This is a genomic window from Sporosarcina sp. FSL K6-3508, from assembly GCF_038615825.1.
In the GTDB taxonomy this organism is placed as follows: Bacteria; Bacillota; Bacilli; order Bacillales_A; family Planococcaceae; genus Sporosarcina; species Sporosarcina newyorkensis.
Window position 1 is genome coordinate 889899 of the sequence record NZ_CP152016.1, and the last position, 15739, is coordinate 905637.

Here is a 15739-nt window from a genome sequence, read left to right on the forward strand (position 1 = left end):
GCCAAAGTTCGCGTAAACTTGTTATGGTTTAATGAAACAACTATAAAATAGGAGGGATTGGATGGAAAAACGGCCAGTAGGAATCAATGATTTATTCGAAACGAAGTCAGTGACGAATCCTGTACTGTCCCCGAACGATGAGGAAGCAGTTGTCGTCGTGACGGAAATGAATAAAGATGATAATGAATATTATTCAGCGATTCATCATATCGATTTGCGGACGCAGGAAGTGACCCAATGGACGTTCGGCAGGCAGAAAGTGAGCATGCCGAAATGGTCTGCTGACGGTAAGATGCTTGCATTTTTATCAAATCGTACGGAGAAAAATCAGCTGTATGTGCTGCAGACTGCAGGCGGCGAAGCGAGACAGCTGACGGGGTGCAAAAATGGCGTGGATTCATTTGAATGGGCACCTTCCGGACAAAAGATTTGGTTTAGCGGCAGTCTGAAAACGGGCGAGACATTTGTTTCGAAAGAGGAAGAGAAGAAAGAGTTTCCGCAGCCAATACGCGTTACGAAGATGAAATATAAAATGGACGGAGCAGGCATTTTACCGCAAGACGAGTTTGCGCAGATCGGTTGCGTGGATTTAGCGACGTGCAGCGTGACAAATTTCACTTCAGAGCCGTGTGATCATTCATTAGAAGCGGTGTCAAATGACGGCAAGCAGCTGGTCATTGGTGTGAAGAGAATGGAAAACGATGATCAGGACTTTAGCTCGCCATTGATTCTCGTTGATACGGAAACGAAGGAAGAGACTGTGCTCGTTGATGAACAAGGCTATTTTGGCAACGTCCATTTTTCAAAAGACGACCGCTATATCGCTTATGTCGGAGCAGACTTGACGTTTAAAAACGCCACGCAAGCGGATGTTTTCGTCTATGATCAAGCGAACGGGCTGACGATGAACTTGACAGCGGGGATCGACGCGCCAGTCGGTGATGACAGTATTTCGGATCATTTACAGCAAGCCGCTGCGACGGGAGTGGTCTGGACAGAAGACGAACAGCTCTACTTCCAGCTGTCCGTCATGGGCGACGTGCGATTGTATGCGGCCACGCTGGACGGGGCGATTTATCCCGCGACAGGCGAAGAAGAACATGTCTATGGATATGACGTTTCGTCGAATGGAGAATTCGCACTTCTAACGGTCAGTACAGCGACTAATCCTGGAGAGCTGTATCTTCAGACCATTGCAACAGGAGAGCGGACTGCACTCACTTCATTCAATGAAAATTGGTTGAAAAAAGTACAGCCTGTTGCGCCGCGAGCTGTTCAGTTTATGAATGGCGCCACGGAAGTGCATGGATGGCTGCTAAAACCGGAAGACTATGAAGAAGGCAAACAGTATCCGCTGGTCGTCGAAATCCATGGCGGACCACATGCGATGTACGGTAATACGTATTTTCATGAGCTTCAGGTTCTTGCTGCTAACGGCTACGGTGTATTATATGTCAATCCTCGAGGTAGCCATGGCTATAGTCAGGTGTTTGTCGACGGAGTGCGAGGAGACTATGGCGTAGGTGATTACGAGGATATCATGGCAGGTCTCGACGAAGTCTTAGCGCAAGAATCTTGGATTGATTCGGATCGGCTGGGTGTTACGGGTGGAAGCTATGGCGGGTTCATGACGAACTGGATTGTTGGTCATACGAATCGCTTCAAAGCAGCCGTAACACAACGCTCGATCAGCAACTGGATCAGCTTTTTCGGTGTCTCGGATATCGGTTATTATTTCAGTGACTGGCAGTTGAATGCGGATATGCGAGATGCGGATACATTATGGAAGCACTCGCCGTTGAAATACGCCGAGCAGATTGACACGCCGTTATTGATTTTGCATTCGGAAAATGATTTCCGTTGTCCGATCGAGCAAGCGGAGCAATTGTTCATCACGTTGAAGGATTTAGGGAAAGTGGCGGAATTCGTTCGTTTCCCGCAGTCGGATCATAATTTATCGAGAACCGGCAAGCCGAATTTACGCGTTGCGAGGCTAAAAGAAATTATTGGCTGGTTCGAACGCTATCTATGAGGTAAGATTAGATAGTAAAAAACCTGTCGAAATTGCACTATACATCGCGAAAAGTGTATACGTATAATTGGGATTAATATGTAAATACAGGAAAAATATTGGAGAAGAGGTTCTGCATGATGGTAGAGGAATTGTTGTACAGAATAGAGAAGGATTTCATCGGAGAAAAGAAAGTGCCACAAGATGCTTATTATGGCATTCAGACACTGAGAGCAGCAGAGAATTTCCCAATCACTGGCTACCGGGTCAACCGCGATTTGATTCGTGCGATCGCAATCGTCAAGAAGTCTGCTGCACAAGCGAACCGAGATATCGGCCAATTGGATGAAGAGCTTGCAAAAGCAATTATTCAAGCGTCGGATGAAGTCATGAACGGCGCATTGCGCGATCAGTTTTTGGTCGATCCGATCCAAGGCGGCGCGGGTACATCCGTCAATATGAATGCCAATGAAGTCATAGCCAACCGAGCGCTTGAAATCCTTGGTCATGATAAAGGTTCATATGATGTAATCAGCCCGAACTCCCATGTCAATATGGCGCAATCGACAAATGATGCGTTCCCGACAGCGATCCATATTGCGACACTTGTCAAAGTCGATAAATTGCTCGAGGTCATGGAGGCGCTTCATAAAACATTCCTGAAAAAATCGATCGAGTTCCAATCCGTTCTGAAAATGGGACGCACGCACTTGCAAGATGCTGTACCGATTCGTCTTGGTCAAGAATTCGAAGCATACGCGATGGTGCTGCGCCGTGATATCGAACGCGTCCGTGTCTCTCGTGTCTATTTGTATGAAATCAATATGGGTGCAACAGCTGTCGGAACAGGTTTGAACGCCGATCCACTCTATATCGAAAAAGTAGCAAACTATCTATCAGAAAACAGCGGCTTCGAATTAAAGTCCTCCACGCATTTAGTGGACGCGACTCAAAATACAGATTCATACGTACAAGTCTCCGCAGCGTTGCGCGGCACCATGTTGAATATGTCCAAAATCTGTAACGACTTGCGTTTGATGGCGTCAGGCCCACGCACAGGCTTGTCTGAAATTTCATTGCCTGCAAGACAGCCGGGCTCTTCGATCATGCCAGGAAAAGTGAACCCAGTCATGGCAGAAGTCATGAACCAAGTCGCGTTCCAAGTTGCCGGCAACGACATGACGATCGCGCTCGCTTCAGAAGCGGGACAATTCGAATTAAACGTTATGGAACCAGTTCTAGTGTTCAACTTATTGCAGTCACTGAAGATCATGACAAACGTCTTCGAAGTGTTCCGTGATTACTGCTTAGACGGCATCACAGCAAACGTCGAGCATTTGGAAGAATACGTGGAGAAGAGTATCGGCGTCATCACAGCGATCAATCCACACGTTGGCTATGAAGTAGCGTCACAGATTGCGAAAGAAGCGCTGCTGTCGAACAAATCGATCCGTGAGCTCTGCATTGAGAAGAAAGTACTGACAGAAGAGGAACTAGACCTGATCCTGCACCCTTTCGAAATGACGAAGCCTGGAATTTCAGGTAAAGATTTACTTAAGAAAAAGATTATTTTGTCGAAATAAGTAGAGAGTGGGGGTTCGATTTTGCGAGCATAAGCGAAGCGTTGGGAGCATATCTTTGCCTTTCGCCGCCCGCCGCTCCAATCCCTAAAAGTAAGTGAAATTACTTAGTGAATACTTTGAAACTTGAAGGTATTTGCTATCCCGGTCACGTTGTAGGATTAAGAGCATACTGTAGACAGTGAGCACTCTTTAATTCTAGGGATAAGGTTCTTCAGCATAAGGTCGAGACATAGGCTTACATTGAAAGCGATAGAGCAGTTGATTCACTTTGTTTTAAACTGAATCTAGTTGATTGGAGTGGAGGGCGGCGACTCCGGGAGGATCAGCGTGAGTCTTGAGACCCTGGACTGAGCATAGCGAGGGAAGCGGCTCAAGCCACGCCCTCCGGAAAGCGTCCGCCCGCAACGGAAATCAACGGTGCCTAAACCCATACCCACTCACTCAATGTAAGAAGAATCTAGCGTCACACTAACTCCCTATGCAGGTTGAAAAGGGGTATCAGAAAATGAAAGTGCAGAACGTTATGGAGATTGTCGTCAAAGACGTCATTGAGAAATACAAGGATGAGCTCAACATGTCATGCACATGCGATCATTGCATGAACGACGTGCTGGCTATGACTCTGAACAAGGTAGCTCCTCAATACATCGTCGACGAAGCAAACAGCGCCTACATACGAGCCATTCATCAAGCCGATCGCCAAGGCGCCACCGCCATCTTGACAAAAGTGGCCTGGGCCGCAGGAGTTGTGGCAGAGAACCCACGCTGTGAAAACGTAAAAAACCCTTCCAACGAATAAAAGTTGGAAGGGTTTTGCATTCACTTCAGAAGCGATAGAGCATCCTGCAAATTACTATTCACAGTTTTAATCAGCAGCTGATCGCCTTTTTGTCGAATATCCTGTTGGACGAAATTCATCATTTCCCCAGCCATATCGGTATCCGCAAGCAACGAAAGCGATTTGGTCAGATTGCCTTCGAACACGAGAGCATTTGTCAAATGGTGCTCGATCGATTCCATCTCAGAGCCGACTTTCGTTAAATGACCGCCGACAACGCCGATTGCTTTATCAATCTTCGAAATCAATTCCTCCGCGTCTTTCTGTGTCGCGATGGAAGCACCGTCAAGACCGAGTTTGTCCGTGCTGACGTTAATATTACCAATCGTCAATTGCTGTCCTGGATTCGCACCAACCTGTAAAATCAGCGCCTTATCTTCTCCAAGGATCTTCTTCGTATTGAACTCCAGTTTACCTGCAGTGTCATTAATGGACTCCATGATCTGGTCCAGTTCCAAAGAGCTTGCTTCTCGATCCTGGTCGGTCAATGTGCCGTTTGCCGCAGCAACTGCCATTTCACGTGCTCGCTGAAGCAAGTTGTTGACGTTATTCAGTCCTTCATTGGAAGATTCGAGAACGGAAAGTCCGTCTTGCATATTGCGCTGCGCTTGGGAGAGTCCCCGGATTTGAGCACGCATCGTTTCGGAAATGGCCAGGCCGGAAGCATTTTGACTTCCTTTTGCGACCTTCGATCCGCTGCCGAGCTTCAACAGCGTTTTTTCAATGTCCGTCGCATTCCTTTGCGCACGATTCGTTGAAAACGCAATATGTTCTTGGCTGTGTATTCGCATCCTTTCACCTACTTTGACTATTCATTTGTGCGTCAGATTTTATATCGGCCGATTTCATTCAAAATCAAACGAAACAGACGATAATAAAAGAAAAACATTTGGAGTGAGCGGCATGTACATAAAACGTGCGATCGAAGTCTATCAAACGACAGCGAGCACGACGACCCCGACGATTGACTCCATTATTCAACTGCTGAATGAAATGAGCAGTTTGCTTTCAGAAACACAAGCCACTACAGAACGAGTAGCGAATCCTGACGTAACCGAACCGCTGAAAAAGCTTCAGTATGTGCTGTTCGAGCTGATGGGCGTGGTGGATCACCGAAGCGAAGAGGGCAAGCGGCTAGTGCTGCAGTATGTAGTGATCAATCAAAGTCTCTTGACTGTGCAATTACATAAATACTACGAATTACTGCCGGAGGTCCGGGAACAGATCGATCAGTTGGCGGAAGCGTGGAGTGAAGCGCGCCAAAACCAACGGCGGGAGCGATTTACGACGAATAGTTTGTGAATGAAGAAAGGCCATCTTAAAAGTCAGTGAAAAAGACTTTCTAAGATGGCTTTTTTCGTTTATTGAACTTTTTTGAATAGCTGGCAACTGACTGTAGCCGCCGCACCAATCTGCCTGCGCACCGAACCAAACAAGACCCCCACCGCGCCAAATTATCGGTGCACCGAACCAATCCCCGCTACCACCGCACCAAACTCTTATCGAACCGCGCCAAACGAAGTAAACGCAGCACCAAAAACAACTGACCATCTCTTTTTGATCATCAGCGCCCTTTAAACACAGGCTTCCGCTTTTCAGCAAATGCAGTCAACGCCTCAACCCGATCTTCCGTCGGCAACGTCATTTCATACGCCTTCCGCTCGATCGCAAGCCCCGTCTGCAAATCTGCGTTCATCCCTTGCTTGATGGCAAACTTCGCCTGCTGAATTGCAATCGGTCCATTTGCAAGCAATGAAGCCACGAACGCTTCAGTTGTTTCCGCCAACTGATCTGCAGGCGCTTTTTGCGTCAGGATTCCATAGTGCAGTGCTTCATCCGCAGTCAATCGCTTCGCTGTCAAAATCAACTCGAGCGCTTTCGCTTCACCGATCAACCTAGGAAGCCGCTGCGTACCGCCAGCGCCCGGGATAATCGCAAGTCCAGTTTCTGTCAGTCCCATGACCGCTTCATCCGCCGCAATCCGGAAGTCGCACGCCAAAGCAAGCTCCATCCCACCGCCGAACGCAAAGCCATTGATGACCGCAATCGTCGGCTGAGGCAGTTGATCGATCATCGTAAAAACGCCGCCAATTTTATTCAGATTCCGTCGCACTTGAGCTTCCGTCAACAGTTTCCGCTCCTTCAAATCAGCCCCCACACTAAACGCCCGATCGCCGCTGCCTGTGAAGACGACCGTACGAATGTCGGAATCAATCCGAATTGCCTCCACCACTTGCCCGAGTTCCATCAGAAGATTAAAGTTGAACGCATTCATCGCCTCTGATCGATTCAGCGTCACATAAGCCACCGAGTTCCTTTGCTCATAACGAATTTCCTGCATCCTGAAAACCCCTTTCAGTTTGGATAGTCTACTTACAAGATAGCATGAGTGGAAGGTTGTTGTCAGAAAATTGAAGTGGGAAATTGTGAGTGGTCCGGGGATTTGCACTCTGGGTGGACGCGTTCCGCGGGGCGCGCGGTGAGTCTCCTCGTTCGCTGCGCTCCTGCGGGGTCTCACCTGTCGCGCTAATCCCGCAGGAGTCGCCACCCGCCGCTCCAATCCCTACCTCGAGAAGGTAAGAATAAAGTGTAGTTCATCGTAATTTTTAAGTGACAATGTATTGTTCTCCTATCATAGTTCAAAAGCTAAATGGCATGGAGCATTACCTGTGGTCTTGTTGATGCTGAAATCACTAACGCCCTTCAACTATGTCAATGAAAGATGCCAGTTTTGTACTCTGTCTGTGAAAGCACTTCTAAGACCTAAAAAACTATAATGAGCTCGCTATGTGTCTATCCAAGCAAATTAAGGATTGGAGCGGAAGACGGGGCGACTCCGAGAGGATCAGCGTGAGCCTTGAGACCCTGGACTGAGCGAAGCGAAGGAAGCGGCTCAAGCCACGCCCTCCGGAAAGCGCCCCGTCTGGAGCGTAAATCCTGGAACGCTAACTAAGTCAATCCCTCTCCCAAAACCGTTCAACTTCACAGATGCCAACTTAAACAATTTCAGGTAGAATAGGGGACAGGAGTTGATCATGTTGAAAACAGCGATTGTGACAGATAGTACGGCGTATTTGCCGGATGACATAAAAGAAGAACTTGGAATACACACCATCCCCTTAATGGTGACGATCGATGGGAAATCGTTTGCGGAAGACGTCGACCTGACGACAGAAGCATTCTATGAACTGGTACGCGGAAAAGGTCCGCTTCCCAAAACATCCCAACCTGCAATCGGAGACTTTGAAACGCTCTACACACAACTGGCGAAAGACTATGACGCTATCATTTCAATTCATCTATCCAGTGGCATCAGCGGCACATATATGGGCGCGATGCAAGCAGGTGAAATTGTAGAAGATATTGAAGTCTTGCCGTTTGATTCGGAAATATCCGCGTATCCCCAAGGTTTTTACGCGGTGCGGGCAGCCCAACTGGCGAATGAAGGCGTCGAACCACGTAAGATTTTGGAAGAACTTCATGAAATGAAGAAAACGCTAAAAGCCTATTTTATGGTGGACGACCTATCCCATCTGCAGCGTGGCGGTCGATTATCCGGCGCGCAGGCGATTGTCGGTGGACTTCTGCAAGTCAAACCTCTTCTGCATTTCGAAGATAAGGTCATCGTGCCGTTCGAGAAAATCCGTACAACGAAAAAGGCGATGAAGCGAATTGCGGATTTATTGGCGGAAGATGCGAAAGATCAGTTGCTCGACGCAGCGATCATTCACGCAAACCGCTTTGAACAAGCAGTGGAATGGAAAGAAATTTTAGAGAAAAAACATCCGAACGTCGATTTCACGATCAGCCATTTTGGTCCGGTCATAGGCACCCATCTCGGAGAAGGGGCGATGGGACTCGGTTGGGTGAAGCGACGCGGAACATAAAGGAGGATTCCTTCTATAGCCAATTACGCTGGGCTACAAAAGTTCCTGGCAGGCCGCATTTGGCTGCGCCACGTCATGCCGTTTCCACCTGAATCGATTGACTCGACAATTGAACAAGGATTCATTCGGGTGATCGAAGGCGTCACAGCTGAAACGACTTGGCACGGTACACATTTTACGTGCCGTCGTTGCCTCAATGAAGACCAATCAAAGTTTACAAGTTTCCAATGTGCGCAGTGTGAAACGACGTGTGCTTACTGCCGCAACTGCTTAAAAATGGGACGCGTCTCACGGTGTTCGGAATTGCTCGTCTGGACAGGACAAGCTCCGATTTATCCAAAAAAGCATCGAATGGACTGGCAGGGAAACTTGACGCCAGCCCAGCAAAAGGCGACGAATGAATTGCTCGACAGCACGAAGCAAGGCATTTCCCATCTATTGTATGCCGTTTGCGGATCCGGTAAAACGGAGATGCTGTTCCAGCCAATCCATTACTTGCTGAATGAAGGCAAACGCGTCTGTCTCGCAGCGCCGCGAGTGGACGTCATCCTCGAATTGCTGCCGCGACTGAAAACCGCATTTCCGGATACCGTCATAGAAGCACTTTATGGTGGGGCGGAAGTGGAACATTTCGATGCACAGCTAATCCTAGCAACAACACATCAGTTGTATCGATTCCAAGAAGCGTTCGACGCAGTCTTCGTTGACGAAGCAGATGCATTTCCTTATACTGCCGACGAAACACTGCAACAAGCAGTGCGAAAAGCCGCGAAGGCAAGCGCGCCGATTCATTTCGTCACTGCGACACCTTCAGCACAACTGCTCGTGATGAATAAAAAGACAGGCAATATTTCCATCCTCGCGAGGCGCTATCACGGGAAGCCACTGCCGGAGCCGCGCGACGAGACGCTATGGAATTATGAAAAACAAATAAAGAAGAAACGCATCCCGAAAAAACTGCTGGATTGGACGAAAGAACGCCTGGATAAACAACAGCCGTTTCTCATCTTCTTTCATCAAATTGAATTAATGGAACTTGCGGAGCCGCTTTTTCAGCAACTCGACGGCAGGATCTGTGCTGTCCACGCGGAGCATGCGGATCGAAAAGAACGCGTACAATTGTTAAGGAAAAAAGAAATACCCGGCCTTTTGACCACAACCATACTTGAACGCGGCATTACGATTCCGAATGTGCAAGTGGCGGTCGTCGGCGCGGAACAGACGATTTTCAATAAAGGTGCACTCATCCAAATCGGCGGCCGAGTCGGGCGTTCCGTTCCGAATACATCCGGCGATTTTGTGCTGTTTCATCAAGGCATCACGAACGCAATGGACGAAGCGAAGCAGGAAATCCGTAAGCTTAATAAACAAGGAGATCCCTTGCTATGAACAGCTGCCTATTATGCGGAAAACCACTCAACGATCAGCCGACGTGGCAACAATTTCTAGGCATCGAAAAGCAAACCTCAACCTGTCCAATGTGTTTCGCGAAATTCGAACGGATCGACAACATCACAAAAGCCGATCACTTGGACTCCATTCATTCGCTCTATGCATACAATGAGCAAGCGCGCGAATACCTGCACCAATTCAAATTTCTGCAAGATATCGCACTGGCACATGTATTTGCGAGTGACCTGCGAAGCGTGTTGATTGATCCGAAAAAGATTATTGTGCCGATTCCGATGCACCCGGCGAGTAAAAAGAGGCGGACTTTCGCGCAAGTCGATGCGTTGCTCGAAGCTGCTGGCATTCCATTTCAAGAACTTTTGCAAAAAACGACTGAGTCGGTGATGGGCGAAAAAACACGGAGTGAACGTCTGGCGATAATTGAACTATTCACCGCGTCAGCCGATATAATAAGTAATGAGAAGATCTATGTGCTCGTTGATGATATTTATACGACCGGTACCACTATGCACCACGCTGCGCATACGTTAAAGCAAGCGGGAGCTGAACGAGTGGAAGCGGTGACATTATTCAGAGCTACAGGAAAGAAGTGATGAGACATGGCAGAACTGAGGAATTGTCCGACATGCGGAGATTTTTTCAATTACACGGGTGTCCGGGATGTGTGTGCGAAGTGTGCAATGAATGAAGAGAAAATGTATGAAACGGTCTATCGGTTCTTACGCAAACGCGAAAACCGTGCGGCAAACATCGACCGGATCGTCGAAGCTACAGGCGTGACCGAGAGCTTACTGCATCGCTGGGTGCGTAAAGGAAGACTTCAGCCCGCATTGTTTCCGAATTTAGGCTATCCATGCGACAAATGCGGCTCGTTGACGACGACCGGTAAACTTTGCGTAAAGTGCACTGACGAGATCAAACGTGAATTGAATACGATCGAAGCAGCAGAAGAACTGCGTGAAGCGATGAAAGAACAAGACCGAGCGACGTATTACTCGCAAAAAGACAGGAAGTGACGAAAAAACGAGCAGTTCGTACTGTTCGTTTTTTCATCCCAAAGCCTCTAAACGTTTAAGGAATTCTGCCGAAGTAAAGAGTAGGACCTATCTGAAGGCTAAAAATGAAAGGAGCGAGAACTATGAAAATTGAAAGATTCAACACCCCTGCGGTCAATCCATACCGCAATCAGCAAATGAAAGTGGATCAAGCGAAACAGACGAATCAATTGAAGACCGACAAACTGGAAATTTCATCGGAAGCAAAAAAGCTATCTACGGCAACACCTATTGAAACGGAACGTCAGCAACGCGTGCAACAGCTGAAAGCGCAAGTGCAATCCGGCGATTATCAAGTGGATGCAAAAGAACTCGCTTCCAGCATGCTGTCTTATTACAATAAGCTGTAACAGAAAGTAGGGAACCACATGTCCATTGAACCGATCTTAACGACGCTCAATCACCTGGAAAAACTGCATACGAGCCTGCTCCGTCTGTCTAACGACAAGACCGCACTGCTGAAAAGCGGAGACATCAACGGGATTGACCAGCTGTTGAAGGAGGAGCAAGCCCATTTGGCGGCTATTGTGCAAATGGACCAACAACGCGTGAACGCCGTGAAGCAGTATTTGACTGAACAAGGAAGTCCAGTCCCTGCTGAACCGACGATGACGCAACTGATCGAACTAGTGAACGAACCGGACAAACAACCGTTAGCAGAGGCGAAGGACCGTCTCCTGCATGCGATTCATGAGTTGAAACAGCAAAACGAACTCAACCAACAAATGACCTACCAATCTCTTCAATTTGTGAATCTATCGCTGGACATGGTCCGTCCGCGTCCGGAAACCGCCAACTATTCTAAAAACGAAGTACAAGGGCAGTCGCCAGGAGCCAAACCAAAACTCTCCTCATTCGACTCCCAAGCCTAAGGAGGACAACACAACATGCGCTCAACATTCATGGGACTAGAAACAAGCAAACGCGGATTGTACACCCAGCAATCCGCTCTTTATACGACAGGACATAATATTAGTAATGCCAACACGCTGGGGTATTCGAGACAGCGGGTGAATATGCAAGCGACTTCTGGATTTCCGGGAGTGGGGATGAACGCCGGGACGATGCCTGGGTTTTTAGGGACAGGTGTGGAGGCTGGGTCGATTCAGCGGATTCGGGATGGATTTGTGGATAAGCAGTTTCGTAACGAATCCAATCAGCTAGGTTACTGGGAAAACCGCACGAAAAATATTGCTCAAATGGAAGATGTATTGGCTGAGCCTTCGAAATACGGTCTTCAAGGATCACTAAGTGAGTTTTGGCAATCATTGCAGGGATTGGCAAATAATCCGGAAAATGGAGGAGCACGCGCAGTTGTCGTAGAACGAGGCGTTGCGGTTGCCGATTCGTTTAAATATATTGACAAGTCCTTGAAAGAAATTCAAGACAATATTGGGCAGGAGATTGGTGTTTCTGTTAAGGACATCAATTCCATCATGGATCAAATTGCGGGACTTAATAAACAAATCGCAGAAGTTGAACCCAATGGCTATTTGCCGAACGATCTATACGACGCTCGCGATGCGTTATTGGATGAATTATCGACATACTTGCCAATTGAAGTAAAGAACGTACCTACTGGAGGTAAAGCTCTGGCTATAGCAGAGGGTACAGTTACAGTGAAGATTAAAACCAAGAACGGTGATATAACTGTCATTGAAGGCAAGGAATATGCAAAAATGTCAGTGGTTAATGGTGATGGAGAAGGAAAACCTACAAGTGCTGATAAAATGGAGTCATTCACTTTTACTGGAAATGGTAACGCGACTGGCGGTCCTTTAACGGTTAAAGATATGCAGGAATCTGGGAAATTAAGATCATTGGTAGAATCTTATGGTTATCCAGATGGAAATGATGTTAAGGGCCTTTATCCTGATATGTTGAAAAAGTTAGATGATATGGCAAAGGCATTTATTACAGAGTTCAACAAAATTCACGCAAAGGGCGAACCACTTTCCGGCACCAAAATTGATGATTTTTTCCAAGGCGACAGTGCTTCCACTATCAAGGTGGTAGATGAGATTCAGAAGGATCCAAATAAATTTAATGCTTCAGATGCAAAAGGAGAAGTGGGGAACGGCAAAATAGCATTAGAACTTTCGAAATTTCAATTTAATAAGATCAAAATTGGTGATATAGAAGATACAACCATCCAATCATATTATTCGGGTGTAATTGGGGAACTCGGTGTAGAAGGACAGCAAGCAGTAAAAATGACGAAAAGCTCATTGACGCTACTTGGTGCAGTATCCAACCGACGCGACTCTATCAGTTCAGTTTCATTAGATGAAGAAATGACTGATATGATCCGTTTTCAGCAGGCATATAATGCATCTGCCCGCATGGTCACTGTTATGGACGAAACACTCGATAAAATCATTAACGGAATGGGCGTTGTCGGTAGATAATAAGGAGGAATAAACATAATGCGTGTTACACAATCAATGTTATCTAATAATATGCTGCGCAACTTATCAAGTAGTTATAACAAAATGGGTATACTGCAGGAACAGCTGAATACAGGGAAAAAAGTCAACCGACCATCTGATGATCCAGTTGTAGTCATGAAAAGTCTTGGCTACGGTATGACAGTGGACAAAGTTGCTCAATACCAAAAAAACTTAGGAGAAGTCAATAATTGGTTGGATAGTTCGGATGATGCGTTAGATGGTGTTGGGCAAGTATTGCATCGTGCGAAAGAGCTTGCGACAAATGCTGCCAATACTGGAGCCATGACGCCTGAAGACAGAGAAAAGATTAAAATTGAAATGAAACAGCTTCGCGAACAACTACAAGATTTAGCCAATACAAAAGTAGGCGATAAATATATCTTTAGCGGTACTGCTACAGACAAGCCGTTGTATGGGGAAAACGGATATCCGGAATTAAGTACAGATAATACTCCACCTACAATTAATCAAACTGCTTATGAAAAACAGGTAGAGATAGAAGTGTTTGATGGAGTAAACCTGAGAGTGAATACTGAAGCTGGAGCAATGTTTAAACAAATTGATGAGGTTTTTAAAGATATTCAGGACAGTGTAGATAATAATACTGATGATTTTGACTTCAGTGGCGCTATATCTTCAATAGAGAAAAATCTAGACAAGGTACTTACTGCTCGCGCTGACATCGGCGCTCGTTCCAACCGCGCTGAACTCATGGACAACCGTCTTCAAATGCAAGAAGGCGCAGCAAAAAAACAACGTTCTGAAAATGAAGATATTGATTATGAAGTCGTTATTACAGAACTCATCACATCCGAATCCATTCACCGTGCGGCGCTGTCGGTTGGCGCACGAATTATCCAACCGTCACTAGTAGATTTCTTGCGATAAACAACAATACTCAGGGTGCTAGGTATGAAATGCAATTCGTTACCTAAACGAATTGCGCACGTACCTGGCACCCGTTTTGATACATACGAATGGAGGGCCGTACGTAATGAACATTCCACAGCTACAAATCCAAACCACATCAGCCAAGCTCGGACTGCAAATCGATAAACCAATCCAGGAAATCGAACAGCCAAAAGCAACCCAAAGCATCGAACAACCGGCTGCCATCCTGGAAATGTCCACAACACGACCGCAACTCTCATTGGACACAACAGAGAACCGCGCGGACATCGACCTAAAAAGCACACTAAGACGCAGCGCAGAAAATGCTCAATATGGCATGCAACAAGCATTAGAAGGAGCAGGCAGGCGTGCGCAAGAAGGCCAGCAATTAATGAAAATCGAAAATGGAGCCAGCCTAGCCGACGTCATCAAACAAAACACCGACCGACCACAAGCCGACATCAACGTCCGCTTCGTAGGCGACCGAACCAAACTACAGATGAGCTTCTCACCTGGCTCATTGGACACCGATGTAAGAACACAAAAGCCGATAGTAGACGCGCAAGCAAACCGTCCAATCCACAACTACACCCAAGGAAAAGTAACCGGTGTAATGGAACAATACAACTCCATCGACATCGACTGGAAAATCTAAAACTAGTATCAAAACAATGATAAAAGGAGCAACCAACATGCAAATCCAAACGAAATTCCACGGCTCTGTCCATATCGAACCAACCGAAAACTGGCACTTCCCAAAAGGTCTGCCAGGATTCGAAGGAGAAACCAATTTCGCCCTACTACCAATCGAAGGCAATACAGCATTCCAAGTGCTCCAATCAACAAAAAATGCCAATACGGCCTTCATCGTCGCCAACCCATACACCATAGTCGACAACTACTCATTCGAAATCGATGAACCAACTATTGACTTACTAGAAATTACAAAACCAGAAGACATCATGGTACTAGGCATCCTATCCATGAAACAACCATTCGAACAATCAACAATAAACCTTCAGGCACCATTAATTTTCCAACTGCACAACAAAACAGCAAAACAAATGATCCTGAACGATACCCATTTCGAAGTCAGACACTCAATCGGCAAAGGAGGAAACTAACATGCTCGTCCTCTCACGAAAAACAAACGACACCATTAAAATCGCAGACAATATCGAAATCCGCATTCTTGAAATAAAGGGTGACACAGTACGTATCGGAATTGAAGCCCCAAAGTCAGTCGACATCCTACGTGGAGAACTAGTTCAATCCATCACTGAAAACAACACTGAAGCCATCACCCTGGACGCCAACCTGTTTACCACCCTACTCAAAAAAGATTAACCACCAACCAACAGCCCACCAGGCTCCCGCCACAATTCACCGTAATTCGTGAATTGTGACGGCACTTGGCATCCCGGCATCAATAAGAATCCTATCAGCTAACCAACCAACCGCCACAACTCCTCCACATTTAAAAACAATCCAAAAAAACTTTCATAAACTACTAAACACTACACCCACCCATCCGATATTAGTAGTGTAAGCGGGAGATAGAGACCGGCCGGATCCATCAACCGCCCAAAAAATCGGGTCACAAGGATGTGAACC

17 protein-coding genes are annotated in these 15739 nt (G+C 46.7%); 15 read left to right on the plus strand and 2 right to left on the minus strand.

Annotation, left to right across the window (positions count from 1 at the left end; translation table 11 throughout):
* The first annotated feature begins 61 nt into the window (after positions 1–61).
* The 3 genes from MKX97_RS04060 (at position 62) to MKX97_RS04070 (ending at position 4393) form a co-directional block, all read left to right on the plus strand.
* Entirely contained in the window at positions 62–2032 is a 1971-nt protein-coding gene (locus MKX97_RS04060) for a S9 family peptidase (protein ID WP_342537019.1), read from the plus strand.
* 116 nt (positions 2033–2148) lie between these two features.
* The gene (aspA, locus tag MKX97_RS04065; protein ID WP_340758373.1) at positions 2149–3594 is read left to right on the plus strand and encodes an aspartate ammonia-lyase; all 1446 of its coding nucleotides are present in this window, start codon (positions 2149–2151) and stop codon (positions 3592–3594) included.
* Between the two features lie 505 nt (positions 3595–4099).
* Positions 4100–4393 carry a late competence development ComFB family protein gene (locus MKX97_RS04070; RefSeq protein ID WP_342537020.1) on the plus strand — a complete coding sequence of 98 codons (294 nt, stop codon included), beginning with the start codon at positions 4100–4102 and terminating at the stop codon, positions 4391–4393.
* A 20-nt stretch (positions 4394–4413) separates the two neighbouring features.
* On the opposite strand, the gene MKX97_RS04075 is transcribed toward MKX97_RS04070, so the two are convergent.
* The gene (locus MKX97_RS04075) at positions 4414–5223 is read right to left on the minus strand and encodes a flagellin (protein ID WP_342537021.1); all 810 of its coding nucleotides are present in this window, start codon (positions 5221–5223) and stop codon (positions 4414–4416) included.
* A 112-nt stretch (positions 5224–5335) separates the two neighbouring features.
* Between MKX97_RS04075 and MKX97_RS04080 the strand changes: the two genes are divergently transcribed.
* A complete protein-coding gene (locus MKX97_RS04080) occupies positions 5336–5734 on the plus strand; it encodes a flagellar protein FliS (protein WP_342537022.1) in 399 nt (132 codons plus the stop codon).
* Between the two features lie 262 nt (positions 5735–5996).
* Here MKX97_RS04080 and MKX97_RS04085 read toward each other — a convergent pair whose 3' ends face one another.
* The gene (locus MKX97_RS04085; protein WP_342537023.1) at positions 5997–6773 is read right to left on the minus strand and encodes an enoyl-CoA hydratase-related protein; all 777 of its coding nucleotides are present in this window, start codon (positions 6771–6773) and stop codon (positions 5997–5999) included.
* A gap of 697 nt (positions 6774–7470) precedes the next feature.
* Here MKX97_RS04085 and MKX97_RS04090 point away from each other — a divergent pair.
* The 11 genes from MKX97_RS04090 (at position 7471) to csrA (ending at position 15472) form a co-directional block, all read left to right on the plus strand.
* On the plus strand, positions 7471–8319 hold the full coding sequence (locus tag MKX97_RS04090; RefSeq protein WP_342537478.1) for a DegV family protein: 849 nt from the start codon (positions 7471–7473) through the stop codon (positions 8317–8319).
* Positions 8320–8394: 75 nt separating this feature from the next.
* Positions 8395–9708: a DEAD/DEAH box helicase family protein gene (locus MKX97_RS04095; protein ID WP_342537024.1), complete on the plus strand. Its 1314-nt coding sequence runs from the start codon at positions 8395–8397 to the stop codon at positions 9706–9708.
* Positions 9705–10322, plus strand: coding sequence for a phosphoribosyltransferase family protein (locus MKX97_RS04100; RefSeq protein ID WP_342537025.1), 618 nt, complete (start codon positions 9705–9707; stop codon positions 10320–10322). Before MKX97_RS04095 ends, MKX97_RS04100 begins: the two co-directional genes overlap by 4 nt.
* A gap of 6 nt (positions 10323–10328) precedes the next feature.
* Complete coding sequence (locus MKX97_RS04105) at positions 10329–10745, plus strand: TIGR03826 family flagellar region protein (protein ID WP_078817252.1); 417 nt, start codon at positions 10329–10331, stop codon at positions 10743–10745.
* A 122-nt stretch (positions 10746–10867) separates the two neighbouring features.
* Positions 10868–11134 (plus strand): flagellar biosynthesis anti-sigma factor FlgM, encoded by a 267-nt coding sequence (gene flgM / locus MKX97_RS04110; RefSeq protein WP_342537026.1) that lies wholly within the window; start codon positions 10868–10870, stop codon positions 11132–11134.
* An 18-nt stretch (positions 11135–11152) separates the two neighbouring features.
* The gene (locus tag MKX97_RS04115) at positions 11153–11656 is read left to right on the plus strand and encodes a flagellar protein FlgN (RefSeq protein ID WP_342537027.1); all 504 of its coding nucleotides are present in this window, start codon (positions 11153–11155) and stop codon (positions 11654–11656) included.
* Between the two features lie 15 nt (positions 11657–11671).
* Positions 11672–13192 carry a flagellar hook-associated protein FlgK gene (gene flgK / locus MKX97_RS04120; RefSeq protein WP_342537028.1) on the plus strand — a complete coding sequence of 507 codons (1521 nt, stop codon included), beginning with the start codon at positions 11672–11674 and terminating at the stop codon, positions 13190–13192.
* 18 nt (positions 13193–13210) lie between these two features.
* On the plus strand, positions 13211–14122 hold the full coding sequence (gene flgL, locus MKX97_RS04125; protein WP_342537029.1) for a flagellar hook-associated protein FlgL: 912 nt from the start codon (positions 13211–13213) through the stop codon (positions 14120–14122).
* A 106-nt stretch (positions 14123–14228) separates the two neighbouring features.
* Positions 14229–14780 (plus strand): DUF6470 family protein, encoded by a 552-nt coding sequence (locus MKX97_RS04130; RefSeq protein WP_342537030.1) that lies wholly within the window; start codon positions 14229–14231, stop codon positions 14778–14780.
* 37 nt (positions 14781–14817) lie between these two features.
* Complete coding sequence (locus MKX97_RS04135) at positions 14818–15249, plus strand: flagellar assembly protein FliW (protein ID WP_342537031.1); 432 nt, start codon at positions 14818–14820, stop codon at positions 15247–15249.
* 1 nt (position 15250) lies between these two features.
* Positions 15251–15472, plus strand: a complete 222-nt coding sequence (csrA, locus tag MKX97_RS04140) for a carbon storage regulator CsrA (RefSeq protein WP_342537032.1) — start codon at positions 15251–15253, stop codon at positions 15470–15472.
* The last annotated feature ends 267 nt before the right edge of the window (positions 15473–15739 follow it).

Coding starts and splice junctions, on each gene's coding strand:
- MKX97_RS04095 (WP_342537024.1), top strand. CDS start 8,395: ATGCCGTTTCCACCTGAATCGATTGACTCGACAATTGAACAAGGATTC.
- csrA (WP_342537032.1), top strand. CDS start 15,251: ATGCTCGTCCTCTCACGAAAAACAAACGACACCATTAAAATCGCAGAC.
- MKX97_RS04105 (WP_078817252.1), top strand. CDS start 10,329: ATGGCAGAACTGAGGAATTGTCCGACATGCGGAGATTTTTTCAATTAC.
- MKX97_RS04100 (WP_342537025.1), top strand. CDS start 9,705: ATGAACAGCTGCCTATTATGCGGAAAACCACTCAACGATCAGCCGACG.
- MKX97_RS04080 (WP_342537022.1), top strand. CDS start 5,336: ATGTACATAAAACGTGCGATCGAAGTCTATCAAACGACAGCGAGCACG.
- MKX97_RS04060 (WP_342537019.1), top strand. CDS start 62: ATGGAAAAACGGCCAGTAGGAATCAATGATTTATTCGAAACGAAGTCA.
- MKX97_RS04075 (WP_342537021.1), bottom strand. CDS start 5,223: ATGCGAATACACAGCCAAGAACATATTGCGTTTTCAACGAATCGTGCG.
- flgL (WP_342537029.1), top strand. CDS start 13,211: ATGCGTGTTACACAATCAATGTTATCTAATAATATGCTGCGCAACTTA.
- MKX97_RS04115 (WP_342537027.1), top strand. CDS start 11,153: ATGTCCATTGAACCGATCTTAACGACGCTCAATCACCTGGAAAAACTG.
- flgM (WP_342537026.1), top strand. CDS start 10,868: ATGAAAATTGAAAGATTCAACACCCCTGCGGTCAATCCATACCGCAAT.
- MKX97_RS04070 (WP_342537020.1), top strand. CDS start 4,100: ATGAAAGTGCAGAACGTTATGGAGATTGTCGTCAAAGACGTCATTGAG.
- MKX97_RS04135 (WP_342537031.1), top strand. CDS start 14,818: ATGCAAATCCAAACGAAATTCCACGGCTCTGTCCATATCGAACCAACC.
- aspA (WP_340758373.1), top strand. CDS start 2,149: ATGATGGTAGAGGAATTGTTGTACAGAATAGAGAAGGATTTCATCGGA.
- flgK (WP_342537028.1), top strand. CDS start 11,672: ATGCGCTCAACATTCATGGGACTAGAAACAAGCAAACGCGGATTGTAC.
- MKX97_RS04130 (WP_342537030.1), top strand. CDS start 14,229: ATGAACATTCCACAGCTACAAATCCAAACCACATCAGCCAAGCTCGGA.
- MKX97_RS04085 (WP_342537023.1), bottom strand. CDS start 6,773: ATGCAGGAAATTCGTTATGAGCAAAGGAACTCGGTGGCTTATGTGACG.